At 69.3% G+C, this 12,843-nt stretch carries 12 protein-coding genes; 8 read left to right on the forward strand and 4 right to left on the reverse strand.

Annotated elements, in window-relative coordinates; translation table 11 throughout:
• Window positions 1-36 precede the first annotated feature (36 nt).
• Both EP757_RS21510 and EP757_RS21515 read left to right on the forward strand, forming a co-directional pair.
• Window positions 37-972, forward strand: a complete 936-nt coding sequence (locus EP757_RS21510; protein ID WP_127548715.1) for an ATP-binding protein — start codon at window positions 37-39, stop codon at window positions 970-972.
• 12 nt (window positions 973-984) lie between these two features.
• Window positions 985-1,668 carry a hypothetical protein gene (locus tag EP757_RS21515; protein ID WP_127548717.1) on the forward strand — a complete coding sequence of 228 codons (684 nt, stop codon included), beginning with the start codon at window positions 985-987 and terminating at the stop codon, window positions 1,666-1,668.
• On the opposite strand, the gene EP757_RS21520 is transcribed toward EP757_RS21515, so the two are convergent.
• Window positions 1,665-2,783 carry an acyl-CoA dehydrogenase family protein gene (locus EP757_RS21520; RefSeq protein ID WP_127548719.1) on the reverse strand — a complete coding sequence of 373 codons (1,119 nt, stop codon included), beginning with the start codon at window positions 2,781-2,783 and terminating at the stop codon, window positions 1,665-1,667. The two genes, EP757_RS21515 and EP757_RS21520, sit on opposite strands and share 4 nt — an antisense overlap.
• A 94-nt stretch (window positions 2,784-2,877) precedes the next feature.
• Here EP757_RS21520 and EP757_RS21525 point away from each other — a divergent pair, with 94 nt between their 5' ends.
• The gene (locus EP757_RS21525) at window positions 2,878-4,335 is read left to right on the forward strand and encodes an aldehyde dehydrogenase family protein (RefSeq protein WP_127548721.1); all 1,458 of its coding nucleotides are present in this window, start codon (window positions 2,878-2,880) and stop codon (window positions 4,333-4,335) included.
• Between the two features lie 5 nt (window positions 4,336-4,340).
• Here the strand turns inward: EP757_RS21525 and EP757_RS21530 are convergent, their stop codons facing one another.
• Window positions 4,341-4,988 (reverse strand): GntR family transcriptional regulator, encoded by a 648-nt coding sequence (locus EP757_RS21530; RefSeq protein ID WP_127548723.1) that lies wholly within the window; start codon window positions 4,986-4,988, stop codon window positions 4,341-4,343.
• A gap of 40 nt (window positions 4,989-5,028) precedes the next feature.
• Between EP757_RS21530 and EP757_RS21535 the strand changes: the two genes are divergently transcribed.
• The 3 genes from EP757_RS21535 to EP757_RS21545 all read left to right on the forward strand — a co-directional run bounded on the left by EP757_RS21535 (window position 5,029) and on the right by EP757_RS21545 (window position 7,660).
• Complete coding sequence (locus EP757_RS21535) at window positions 5,029-5,919, forward strand: oxygenase MpaB family protein (RefSeq protein WP_127548725.1); 891 nt, start codon at window positions 5,029-5,031, stop codon at window positions 5,917-5,919.
• The gene (lepB, locus tag EP757_RS21540; protein WP_160165831.1) at window positions 5,912-6,586 is read left to right on the forward strand and encodes a signal peptidase I; all 675 of its coding nucleotides are present in this window, start codon (window positions 5,912-5,914) and stop codon (window positions 6,584-6,586) included. The genes EP757_RS21535 and lepB overlap by 8 nt, the downstream gene beginning before the upstream one ends.
• A 123-nt stretch (window positions 6,587-6,709) precedes the next feature.
• On the forward strand, window positions 6,710-7,660 hold the full coding sequence (locus EP757_RS21545) for an oxygenase MpaB family protein (protein ID WP_197725337.1): 951 nt from the start codon (window positions 6,710-6,712) through the stop codon (window positions 7,658-7,660).
• Here the strand turns inward: EP757_RS21545 and EP757_RS21550 are convergent.
• Together EP757_RS21550 and EP757_RS21555 are read right to left on the reverse strand one after the other, a co-directional pair.
• The gene (locus tag EP757_RS21550) at window positions 7,652-8,716 is read right to left on the reverse strand and encodes an NAD(P)-dependent alcohol dehydrogenase (RefSeq protein WP_127548728.1); all 1,065 of its coding nucleotides are present in this window, start codon (window positions 8,714-8,716) and stop codon (window positions 7,652-7,654) included. The two genes, EP757_RS21545 and EP757_RS21550, sit on opposite strands and share 9 nt — an antisense overlap.
• Window positions 8,713-9,174 carry a DUF4334 domain-containing protein gene (locus EP757_RS21555; protein ID WP_127548730.1) on the reverse strand — a complete coding sequence of 154 codons (462 nt, stop codon included), beginning with the start codon at window positions 9,172-9,174 and terminating at the stop codon, window positions 8,713-8,715. Before EP757_RS21555 ends, EP757_RS21550 begins: the two co-directional genes overlap by 4 nt.
• A gap of 90 nt (window positions 9,175-9,264) precedes the next feature.
• On the opposite strand from EP757_RS21555, the gene EP757_RS21560 reads away from it, so the two are divergent.
• Window positions 9,265-10,593: a cellulase family glycosylhydrolase gene (locus EP757_RS21560; RefSeq protein WP_127548732.1), complete on the forward strand. Its 1,329-nt coding sequence runs from the start codon at window positions 9,265-9,267 to the stop codon at window positions 10,591-10,593.
• Between the two features lie 67 nt (window positions 10,594-10,660).
• A complete protein-coding gene (locus EP757_RS21565) occupies window positions 10,661-12,838 on the forward strand; it encodes a molybdopterin oxidoreductase family protein (RefSeq protein ID WP_127548734.1) in 2,178 nt (725 codons plus the stop codon).
• Window positions 12,839-12,843 lie beyond the last annotated feature (5 nt).

Consider the following 12,843-nt stretch of genomic DNA (forward strand, 5'->3'; position numbering starts at 1 on the left):
GTTGCGGCGCGAGCGCCCCTGACTACCCTGTTGAAAATGAAAATCGCTTTTACCGGTAAGGGTGGCAGTGGCAAGAGCACCCTCGCCGCACTCTTCGTGAACCATCTGCGGGTCACCGGGCAGCGGGTCCTCGCGATCGACGCCGACGTGAACGTGCATCTCGCTTCGCTGCTCGGCGTCGCCACGACCGCCGAGACCGCGCTGTCGCACCCGGAGAACGTGCGGAAGGTCCGGGCCCACCTGCGCGGGACGAACGAGAGGGTCACCGTGGAGCACTTCGTCGCGACCACGCCGCCGGGGCCGGGCTCGAACCTGGTCACGCTGGAGGCGACCGACCCGATCCTGGGGGCCCACGCCACGCGGCTCGACGACGCGACTCATGTGCTGGCCGTCGGCACCTATGAGCCGAAGGACATCGGCGCCGGTTGCTACCACGGTCACCTGGCGATCCTGGAGAACCTGCTGTCCCACCTGCGGAGCGAGAAGGAGGACGACTGGGTGGTCTGCGACATGGTCGCCGGCACCGACGCGTTCGCGAACTCGCTGCACGCCCAGTTCGACGTGATCGTGGTGGTGGCCGAGCCGACGCCGGAATCGGTCTCGGTGGCACGGCGGTACGCGGAACTGGCCGAGGCCGCCGGCGTGGCGGACGTGCTGGCCGTCGTGGGCAACAAGGTCGCCGACGACGCCGACCTCGAATATCTGACTCGCGAGCTGGGACGCGAGCCGCTGACGGCGGTGCGCAACGACGCGGGCCTGCGGCGGGCGCGGCAGTCCGGGGAGCCGCCGCGGCTGATCGATTCCGGACCGCTCGACCAGATCGTGAAGCACGCCCGTGGCCGGGAGATGTCCGGGGATCGGCGGGACGCGCTGATGCGTACGCTGCATCTCCGCCTGGCGCGGAAAGGCTGGGTGCGCAGCGCCCACGGCGACGTCACCTCCCAACTCGCCGAGGTGGGAGCGGAGGTTTGACACGATCAAGCGGTGAAGGCATGGCGCGTGGCGAGGGTGCTGATCCTGCTGCTCTGGGTGGTGGCGGCGGCGATGACCTGGTGGACGGCGCCGCGCGAGGTGAGCTACGAGAAGGCGCTCGACGCGGCGAAGTCCGGCGAGGTGCGGGCCTACGACTGGGGCATGAACTGGGACGACGGCAGTGGCCGATGGCTCGATGCGCCGTACCTGGAGAGACAGTCGGGCCCGTGGTTCGCCTGGCGGACGAGCGACTACCGGGTCTACTGGGCGGACACGTCGCCGGCCGACGGTGACCAGACCACCGTCGACGTCAACGGGATGGAGCACACCGGAGCGGCCGCCGAGATCGCGCGGGAGCTGGACCAGCCGTCCGGCGAGCTGATCCCCTGGCGGAAATGGATCCAGGGGATCAGCGCCGTGCTCGCGCTCACGTTCTTCGCCGTGCTGATCATCGGCCCGGCCCCGGCACTCGGCACCCGGTGGTACTGGTTCTGGGTGGTGCTGCTCATCCCGTACGCGCTCGGGATGGTCTTCTGGGTTCTCCGCGACCGGCCGTGGTCAGATGCGGCGAACGAGGAGGATCGGGACCACGGCTGGTTCGGCCTGGCCCATGCGATAGCGGCGAACCTGGTGATCACGGTGGTGCTGCTCATCCTCAATGCGCTTCTCGGCGACCGGTGGATACCCGAATATTAGAGCCCGTACGTCTTCCCGATGATGTCCCGCTGCACCTCACTGGTCCCGCCGTAGATCGTGGACACCAGCGTGGCCCGGACGTGCCGTTCCATGTCGTACTCGGTGGCGTACCCGTAGCCACCCATCATCTGCATCCCGGCCAGGGCCGTCTCCCGGGCCACCTCGGTGACCTTGAGCTTCACCATCGAGCTCTCCCGGGGCAGCACCTGTCCGGGGTTGCGGTCGACGAGCTCGGCGGTCCGGCGTACCAGAAGGCGGCTGCACTCGATCTCGGTGGCCAGATCGGCGATGCGGTGCCGCAGAACCTGGAACTTGCCGATCGGCCGGCCGAACTGCTTGCGCTCCTTGATGTACGCGAGGGTGTCGTCGAAGGCGCGCTGCGCGGTGCCGAGCATCAGGCCGGCGAGGATGAGCCGCTCGACGTTGAGCCCGGCCATCAGCTGCCACCAGCCCTTGCCGGCGGTGCCGACCACGGCGTCGGCGGGCACCCGGCAGTCGGTGAAGTAGAGGTCGTTGACCTCTTTGCCGCCCATCGTGTCGATGCCGCTGATCCGTAGTCCGGGGGTGTCGGCGGGCACCAGCAGCATGGTCAGGCCGTCGTGGTCGCCGGGTGCCCCGCCGGTGCGCGCGACCAGCAGGATCGCGTCGGCGAAGTGCGCGTTGGAGATCCACGTCTTCTGCCCGTTGATCACCCAGCCGTCGTCGTCGGCGACCGCGCGGCAGGACAGGTTGGCGACGTCCGAGCCGGCTTCCGGTTCGGACATGGCGATGCTGTACGACCGGCCGCTCGTGAAGCCCCCGATCACCGTCTTCTTCTGCTCTTCCGATCCGGAACGCTCGATCGCGGCCGCCACGATCGCCGACACCGGGAAGCCGCCGACCGGCAGCAGGCCGTAGCCGATCTGCTCGAGGAAGAGCACGGTGTCGGTCATGCTCTCGATGGCGCCGTCGATCCAGCCGAGGTCGGCCATCTTCTGATAGAGGCCCTGATGATGTGCGTGGCGGCCGCCGTCGGTGAGCGCGTCGCGCTGTGCCCGGGTGCCGGCCTCCTTCTTCGCGAACTCGGCGACGGCTTCCGTGAAAGCCCGCTGCTCGTCGGTCAGATCGATAGCCATGTCAATCCCTCCCGAATATTCCCGCAGGTAGTGCCGGGGATTGACAGTGAACGTAACATATCAAATATCAAATCTGCGGTGCGGAGGCACAACGATGGCCACCCTGCGTTCCTTGAATCCCGCGACGGCCGAGCTGCTGGCGGAATATGAGATAGCCGATGCCAAGACGGTCGACGAGGCCGTCGCCGAGGCCCGGGTGGCGGCGGGGTGGTGGGGCGGTCTCGACCATCACGCCCGCCGCGGCCGGCTGCTCGCCTGGAAACGGGCGATAGCGGCCGGGTCCGACGACCTCGCCACACTGATCCACGACGAGACCGGCAAGCCGTTCGGCGACGCGCTGCTGGAGATCATGCTGGCGGTCGAGCATCTGGACTGGGCCGCCCGCAACGCCGGCAAGGTTCTGCGCCGCCGCAAGGTGAGCAGCGGCCTGCTCGTCGCCGACCAGTCGGCAGCGCTCGAATACCACCCGTTCGGCGTGGTCGGCGTGATCGGGCCGTGGAACTACCCGGTCTACACGCCGCTCGGCTCGGTCTCCTACGCGCTCGCGGCCGGCAACGCCGTCGTCTTCAAGCCCAGCGAGCACACGCCGGGCGTGGGGGTGTGGCTCGCCGAGGCGTGGGCCAAGGCGGTGCCCGAGCACCTGGTGCTGCAGACCGTGATCGGTGACGGCAGCACCGGAGCGGCGCTCGTCGACAGCGGCGTGGACAAGATCGCGTTCACCGGGTCGGCGGCGACCGCGCGGCTGGTCATGGCGGCCTGCGCGCGCACGCTCACCCCGATCGTGGTGGAGGGCGGCGGCAAGGACGCGATGATCGTGGCGGCCGACGCGGATCTCGACGCGGCCGCCCGTGCCGCTGCCTTCGGCGGGTTCGGCAACGCCGGGCAGACCTGCGCAGGCGTCGAGCGGGTCTATGTCGAACGCCCCGTCTACCAGGACTTCCTGGGCCGGTTGACGGAGCTGACCAGCAAGATTCAGAGCGATGCGTACGGGCCGATGACCACTCCCGAGCAGCCGGAGATCGTCCGGGCGCACGTGACCGACGCCCTGGCATCCGGGGGACGGGCCGTCGTCGGCGGAGTGGACTCGGTCCGCGAGCCGTTCATCAAGCCGGTGCTGCTCGCCGAGGTGCCCGAGGAGAGCGCCGCGATCACCGAGGAGACGTTCGGGCCGACGCTCGTGGTCAACCCGGTCGCCGACCTGGACGAGGCGGTCCGGCTCGCGAACGACTCGAAGTACGGTCTGGCGGCCTCGATCTTCTCGAAGGATCAGAAGCGCGCCGCGTCATTGGCTCGCCGCCTTCGTACGGGCGCCGTCTCGATCAATGCGGTGCTCGGTTTCGCCGGCGTCCCCTCACTGCCGTTCGGCGGGGTGGGCGACTCCGGGTTCGGCAGGATCCACGGCGCCGACGGCCTGCGGGAGTTCAGCCGCGCGCAGTCGGTCACCTGGCGCCGGTTCAACGCGCTGATCGACCTGATGCGACTGGACCGTGACCCCGCGGCGCTCGAACGGGCCCGTAAGTTGTTCCGCATGCGACACGCCCGAGGCGCATGAGCGCGCTACGACCAGACGCCGAGCTCCTCGAGGTGCTTCACGAGGAGCGAGGCGCCGTCGGTGAAGTGCCGGGTCATCACGGATCGGGCCGTCGCCGCGTCGTGCGCCGCGAACGCCGCCAGCAGCGCCGCGTGGTCGTCGCGCATCCCGGCCCGCCAGCCCGGGTCGGCGGCGTAGAAGCGGGCGGGGGTGTACCGCGTCGCCACGTGCAGGAACCAGCTCAGCTTGCGGGCCTGCGCGACCAGGTTGACCGCCCGGTGCAGCTCGAACTCCAGCCGCTCGATGTCGGCGGTCTTCCGGGCGCGCAGCAGCGCCCGGTTCGCGAGGGTGATCTCGTCGAGCTGCGGTGCGGTGATCCGCTCGGCGACCCGGGCGGCGAGTTCGCCGGCGATGTCGCCCTGCAGCTGGAACAGGTCGATGACGTCCTGCTTGGAGAGCGGGGCCACGACGTACCCCTTGCGGGGTTCGAGCTCCACCATGTCCTCGCCGCGCAGCGTCAGCAGCGCCTCGCGCACCGGCGTGATGCTGACGCCGAGCTGCGCGGCGACCTCTTCGAGGCGGATGCGCGCGCCGGGGCGCAACTCACCCGACATGATGCGGCCGCGCAGTGCCGCGGCTACCTCTTCCGACAATTGGGGCCGATCTCCGGGCACGGCGCAACAGTATCAAATATCAAATCCCGAAAGGTGTGACATGTCCCGTCGCTACGCGAACGCGCACCGCATCGCCGCGCTGGACCCGGTCCGCGACCACCTGGAGATCTACCAGATCTCGTCCGGCCTCGACTTCCCGTGGGACTACACCCGGGCGCTGGAGTTCGCGCTCTTCCGCACGTACTGCGTGCCGAGCATCTCCCGGCTCCTCGCGGCGACCGGCGAGTTCCGCGACCGGCCGCAGAAGCGGTACGACGACACCGCGCTGCTGATGGCCGAGATGGCCGCGCACGGCTACGACTCGCCGCGCGGCAAGGAGTCGCTCAAGGTCGTGAACCGGGCGCACGGGCGTTACGCGATCAGCAACGACGACATGCTCTACGTGCTCTCCACGTTCATCTACGACCCGATCGACTGGCTCGACCGGTACGGCTGGCGCCCGCTGCACGACAACGAGCGCCTCGCGGCCTTCCACTACTACTCCGAGGTCGGCAAGCGGATGGGCATCCGTGACATCCCCGCGGACTTCGCCGCGTTCAAAGCGTTCAAGGACGACTACGAGCGGGAGCACTTCGTCTTCTCCGACACCAACGCGGAGATCGGGCAGTACACCGTCGACCTGTTCGCGAGCTGGTTCCCGTCGTTCCTGCGCCCGGCAGCGAAGGCCGGCGTCCGCAGCCTGCTCGACGACCGGATGCTGCGCGCGTTCGGCTTCGACCCGGCGCCCCGCTGGCTCACGTCGGTGGCCGAGGCGAGTCTGAAGGCGAAGGCCGCCGGCGAACGTCTTCTGCCACCGCGCCGGGTCAGCAAACTCGCCAACTCGCCGCACAACCGCACCTATCCCGGCTACCCGGACGGCATCAGCCCGTCCGACCTCGGCCCGCCGCCCACGCCCGCGGACTTCCCCTCCGAGCACCTGCGCCGTGGCTGATCGCCTGCGCGGATTCTGCCTGGCCACCGGCCTGGTGCTGCTGCTCGGCAGCGCGGGCCTCTTCCTGATCCGCTACCGGGTCCACACCGTGCCGACGCGCTCGATGACGCCGGCGATCATGCCCGGCGACCGGATCGTGGTGGACACCTGGTCCCGCACCGCGACGCGCGGCGATCTCGTGCTGGCCACCGCGCCCTGGGAGTCGGATCAGGTGGTCAAGCGGGTCACCGCCACCGAAGGCGACCCCGTGACCTGCTGCGATGCCGACGGGCGCATGCTGGTCGGCGGCGTCGCCCTTCCGGGCTCCGAGCGGTCGGGAGACAGAGCATTCTCGGTACGGGTGGAAGCAGGCCGGCTCTTCCTGACGGGTGACAACCAGGCCGTCTCCCGGGACTCCCGCAGCGCCGCCTCGGAGAGTTCGGCCGTCGCCACCGTGGGATCGGGATCGGTCAGCGGCCGGGTCGTCGCGGTGGCGTTCCCGGTCTCCCGCACGGGTCTGTTGCCGGACCGGGCGGCGGGCACACTGCGCGCTGTCACGTGGGCGGCCGCCGCAGGCCTCATCCTGATCGTCGCCGCGGCCCTGCTCGCGGCCCTGGCTGCTTCCCGGCCTTCTTCTTCCCGGCCGTCGCGGCCAGATCGCCATCCCGGGCCGTCCCGGCGCGGATGACGACCTGCTCCTCCTGCGCGAGATACGGAGATACCGCATCTGTATCTCTGTATCTCGCGGGTAAAATCGCACTCGTCGATCGGTGAAGGTGAAGGTGGCCGCAGGGGCGTCCGGCGGGGATCGGTGGCGTGGCGGTACTTCGGCGACGCGCGCACCATGCTGCTCGGCCCGCAGGTCCTGGTGCTCCAGGTGGCGCATCCGGTGGTCGGGGCCGGCGTCCTGGAGCATTCGAACTACCGGGACGACCCGTGGAAGCGGCTGTTCCGGACCTTCCTCTCGCTCTCCACGATCGTCTACGCCGGGGAGCGCGGCGCCGCTGCCGAGTCGGCCCGGTTGCGAGCGCTGCACCGCGACATCAAGGGCGTCGACGCGCAGGGCCGGCGTTACCACGCGCTCAACCCGGAGGCCTATCTCTGGGTGCACGCCACGCTCGTGCAGGGCGGCGTCGACGCGCACCGGATCCTCGGCCGGCCGCTCACGCCCGAGCAGATCGAGGCGTACTACGCGGACATGCGTGAGGTCGGCCTTGTCCTCGGCCTGCGCGACCATCACCTGCCGGCCGACTGGCGGGCGTTCCAGGACTACTACGCCGAGGTGGTGGTGACCCGGCTGGAGGACAACCAGGCCGTCCACGACGTGATCGAGAGCGTGCGCCGGCTGAAGAAGCCGTTCCGGTGGATCCCCGGCTTCCTCTGGTCGCCCGTCGCTCTGCTGGCCGGGCGGATCGGAGACCTGGTCACGGCCGGTACGCTGCCGCCACTGCTGCGCGACCGCTTCGGCCTGACCTGGTCGGCCCGCGAGGAGCGCCGGCTGCGCCGCTTCGCCCGCCTGGTCCGCGTGCTGATGGCCCTGGTCATCCCGCCCCTGCGGATAGCCGGTGGCCTCGCCGCCGCCGAGTGGACCACCCGTTCCGGCGGCCTGACCACTCCGGGCAGCGCCGGCCAAAGAAACGCCGGCCCGGGGAACGCCGGCCCAGGGAACGCCGGTCATGGCGACGCCGGCCGGCCCGGAGGTCGTCGCTCGGCTGGCGCTGAGTTTGCTCGGCACGCCGGAGAGCCACGTCGATCAGCCTGACCGCAGCACTGGCTTGATCACCCGGCCTGCCGCGGCGTCCTGGGCGGCGGTCTCGATATCGTCGAACGCGTACTCGGTGATGATCTTCTCGAGCGGCAGGTCCATCGCGATGAGCCGCGGGATGAACGTGGCCGGCTCGGCGTCACCCTCGATCACACCGCGGATCTCGATGCCGTTCGTCATCACCGTCATGATGTCGAACTCGGCGCTCCCGCCCATCCCGACCAGCGCGAGGGTTCCCCGGCGGCGGAGCGCGCCGATCGCCTGCTGGATCACCTGACCGCGGCCGGTGGTGTCGATCGCCTGGTGGGCGCCGCCGTCAGTGATCGCGCGCAGCGCCTTGACCAGGTCGGGGGTGGCCGGGTCGAGGGCTTCGGTGGCGCCGAGCTCGCGGGCGAGGGCGCGGCGTTCCGGGATCGGGTCGACGGCGATGACGGTGGCGTCGCCGGCGACCGCTGCCATGACGGCGCTGAGGCCCACGCCGCCGGCGCCGAAGATGATCAGCGTGTCGTCCGCGGTGGTTCGCAGGACGTTGAGGACCGTCCCCGCGCCGGTCTGGACGCCGCAGCCGAGGGGAGCGGCGAGGATGTCCGGGTAGTCGGCCGGGATCTTGACGGCGTTGTCGGCGTGGGCCAGGGCGTAGGTGGCGAAGCTGGACTGACCGAAGAAACCGGATTTGACGGATGTGCCGCCCGCGGTGATCGCGCCCTCACGGCCACCGCGGGTGTTGAGGTCACTGCGGCGGCAGTAGGCCCTCCTGCCGGCCTGACATTCCGAACATCTGCCGCAACTGCGAAAACTGAGGCTGACCTTGTCGCCGGGCGCGATCTCGGAGATTCCCGAACCGACCGCCTCCACCACCCCGGCGCCCTCGTGACCGAACACCATCGGGAGCAGCTTCGACGGCCACGCCCGGCGCATCGTGAGGTCGGTGTGGCAGATCCCGGCCGCGGTGATCCGGACCAGGACCTCGTCCGGCGCCGGCTCGTCGATCTCGACGTCCTCGATCTCGAAGGGCCCGCCTGCTGTTCTGACCAGGGCGGCGCGGGCTTTCACTCGCGCTCCAGCAGGAAGTAGTAGAAGCGGTCGTCGTCCGACCGCACGCCCTTGCCGTTCATGACGCCGAGCACGGTGTTCTCGTCGATCCGCTTGAAGTGGTCGAGGATCGGGCGGCGGTCGTACACCATCGTCGCTGTCGTCTCGCCGCGGAACTCCACGTTCCAGAGGCTCGCGCCGCCCCGGGCCCACTCCTTGTTCGCATACCGGTTGCCCTCCTCGTCGACGCAGACGATCGGAGTGACGTCGGTCAGTGAGGCGAACGTCTTCCCATACCAGCCGATCGTGGCCAACTGCCCCTCGAAGGGGTGTCCGCTGACGAACTCGGAGCCCTTCCAAGTTCCGATCAGATCCTCGGGGCGAAGCGTCGGAAGCTCTGCCCAGAGGCGATCAAGTTCATCGGGAGTCACCTTGCTGCCGTTGTCGCGGATCTCGGCGAGGCGGTCGCGTGCGTTCATGACGACAGCTTGGCGCGATGTTGCCTTCGAGTAAACGACGTGAGTCAATGGGAGCGCTCCCAGTTTCGTCCCCTTCCCCCGAGGTGACCCATGAAGAGAACCATCGGCGCTGCCGTCCTCGCGGCCATCGCCTCCGTGCTGTTCTTCGTCGCCCCCGCGTACGCGGCCACCGGCCTGCACGTCAGCGGCACCGACATCGTCGAGGCCAACGGTCAGAAGTTCGTGATGCGTGGCGTCAATCACATGCACACCTGGTACGCCGGCCAGACCGGCTCGTTCGCCGACATCAAAGCCGCGGGCGCCAACACGGTACGGGTGGTGCTCAGTGGCGGCCGCTGGACCGCGAACAGCGCGTCCGACGTACAGAACGTGATCGACCTGTGCAAGGCGAACAAGATGATCTGCGTTCTGGAGAACCACGACACCACCGGTTACGGCGAGGACGCCGCCGCCTACACCCTCGACCAGGCCGTCGACTACTGGATCGGGCTGAAGAGCGTCCTCACCGGCCAGGAGGACTACGTCGTCATCAACATCGGCAACGAGCCGATCGGTAACACGAACCCCGGCCAGTGGACCGCGGCGACCGTGGCGGCGATCCAGAAGATGCGGACGAACGGCTTCCAGCACCTGCTCATGGTCGACGCGCCCAACTGGGGCCAGGACTGGCAGTACACGATGCGGGACAACGCGCAGACGGTGCTGAACGCCGACACCCAGAAGAACACCGTGCTGTCGATCCACATGTACGCCGTCTTCAACACCGCCGCGTCGATCGTCGACTACCTCGACACGTTCGAGAACAACGGCTGGCCGCTGGTGATCGGCGAGTTCGGCTGGCGGTTCGACTCGTCGCAGGTGGACCACGAGACGCTGCTGGCCGAGGCGGTCAAGCGGGATCTCGGCTACCTGGGCTGGTCGTGGGCCGGCAACACCGACCCGGTGCTGGACATGGCGATCGGCTTCGACCCGGACAACCTGTCCACCTGGGGTGAGCGGATCTTCAACGGCGCGAACGGCATCAAGGCGACCGCCCGTGAAGCGTCGATCTTCGGCGGTGTTCAGCCGTCGCCGTCTTCGCCGTCGCCGTCGCCCTCGGTCAGCACTCCGCCCCCTTCCTCGGGCTGCACGGCCTCCTATGCGGTGACCGGGCAGTGGCAGGGCGGCTTCCAGGGTGAGGTCAAGGTGACCGCCGGTTCCGCGGCGATCAACGGCTGGACCGTCACCTGGACCTACGCCAACGGTCAGAAGGTGACGAATGCCTGGGGTGCTGACGTGACGAGCAGCGGCTCGACCGTCACCGCTCGCAATGCCGCGTGGAACGGCAAGCTCTCCGCGGCCGCCACCACCTCGTTCGGTTTCCTCGGCTCGTGGACGGGTTCGAACGCGGTTCCGTCGGTGACCTGCGCGGCTGCCTGACGACCTGCCGATCTTGTGGAACGCATGGCAGACTACTCGCCAGTAACCGGAAGGCTGGTGGACTGCCATGCGTACCGCGTATCGAACCTGCCCTCTCTGTGAGGCGGCCTGCGGACTAGAGCTCACCGTGAGCGAGGACCGCGTCGTGTCCGCCCGCGGCGATCGCGAGCACGTGTTCAGCAACGGTTTCGTCTGCCCGAAGGGCGCCACCTTCGGGCAGCTCGCGAGCGATCCGGACCGGCTCCGGCGGCCTCTGATCCGCCGCGACGGGCAGCACGTGGAGGTGAGCTGGGACGAGGCGTTCGCCGAGATCGAGACTCGTTTGAAGCCAATCATCTCCTCGTACGGGCGGAGCTCGCTCGCCGTCTACCTCGGCAATCCGAACGCCCACACGATGGCCGGCGGTCTTTATGTGACCCCGCTGCTGAAGTCGATCGGCACCCCGAACATCTACTCGGCGTCGACCGTCGACCAGATGCCGAAGCACGTCTCCTGCGGATACCTCTTCGGTAACCCGCTCACCATCCCGGTGCCGGACCTCGACCGCACCGACTTCCTGCTGATCCTCGGCGCCAACCCGTGGGAGTCGAACGGCAGCCTCGCCACGGCGGCCGACTTCCCCGGGCGTCTCAAGGCGATCCAGTCGCGCGGCGGGCGCTTCGTCGTGGTGGACCCCCGGCGTACGAGAACGGCTGAGCACGCCGACGAGCACCTCTTCATCAAACCGGGGACCGACGCCTATCTGCTCTTCGGCATCGTGCACACGCTCTTCGACGAGGATCTGGTGCGCCTGCGCGACCTCGACGGGCACGTGACCGGCGTCGACGAGGTGCGGAAACTGGCGTCGGCCTTCGCCCCGGAGAAGATCGCCGCTGCCTGCGGAGTGCCGGCTGCCAAGGTCCGTGAGCTGGCGCGGCAGCTCTCTTCCGCCGACCGGGCCTGTGTCTACGGGCGGATAGGCACCTGCACGGTGGAGTTCGGCACGCTCGCGAGCTGGCTCATCGACGTGATCAACGTGCTGACCGGCAACCTGGACCGTCCCGGTGGGGCGATGTTCCCACTGGCCGCGCATCTTCTGGTGAAGCCCGGCAACCGGGGCTTCACCGTCGGGCGCTGGCACAGCCGGGTCCGCGGATTCCCCGAGGTCAAGGGTGAGCTGCCGGTCGCGACCCTGGCCGACGAGATCGAGACGCCGGGGGAGGGGCAGGTCCGCGCGCTGCTCACGGTGGCCGGCAACCCGGTGCTGTCCACGCCGAACAGCGGGCGGCTCGATCGGGCTCTCGGCGGGCTCGACTTCATGGTGAGCGTCGATCCGTACCTGAACGAGACCACCCGGCACGCCGACGTCGTGCTGCCGCCGCTGGAGTCCACGCAGAAGGGCCACTTCGACTTCTCGTTCCTGGGCTTCGCGGTCCGTAACTTCGCCGCCTATTCGCCGCCGGTGTTCGCGCCCGACCCGGCCGGCATGGACGAATGCGACATCCTGGCGCGTCTGATGCTGATCGTCAGCGGTCAGGGATCCTCGGACGTCGCCGCGGTGCATGATCGTCTCCTGTCGGCGATCCTGGCGAAGACGGGCTTCTCCGCGTCGCGTGACCAGGTGCGGGGCGACGGCCCGGCCGAGCGGCTCCTCGACGTGGCGCTGCGTGCCGGCGCTTACGGTGACCGCTTCGGCGAACGGCCCGGCGGCCTCTCCCTCGAACGCCTGCTGGACCATCCGCACGGCATCGACCTGGGCCCGCTCGAACCGCGCATCCCGGCCGTCCTGAAGACGCCGAGCGGCAAGGTCGAGCTGTGCGTGCCGGCCCTCGCCGACGAGTCGTCACGACTGCTCGCCGCCCTGGACCGCGATCGCGACCAGGTCGTCCTGATCGGCCGGCGGCACCTGCGGTCGAACAACAGCTGGATGCACAACGTGCCGGCGCTGGTGAAGGGCCGTGACCGGTGCACGCTGCAGGTCCACCCCGCCGACGCGACCCGCTTCGCCCTGGTCGACGGCGACACCGCGCAGGTGATGTCCCGGGTCGGCACGCTCGCCGCCCGCGTCGAGGTCACCGACCGGGTGATGCCGGGCGTGGTGAGCCTCCCGCACGGCTGGGGCCACGACCTGCCGGGCACGCGGCTCTCGGTGGCGGCCGAGCACCCCGGCGTGAACTCGAACGTCCTCACCGACGAACTGGTGATGGATCCGCTCTCCGGCAACAGCGTCCTGAACGGCATCCCGGTCGACATCAAACCGCTGTAGCCGCT

Origin of the sequence: Actinoplanes sp. OR16, assembly GCF_004001265.1 — a bacterium.
Classification (GTDB): Bacteria; Actinomycetota; Actinomycetes; order Mycobacteriales; family Micromonosporaceae; genus Actinoplanes.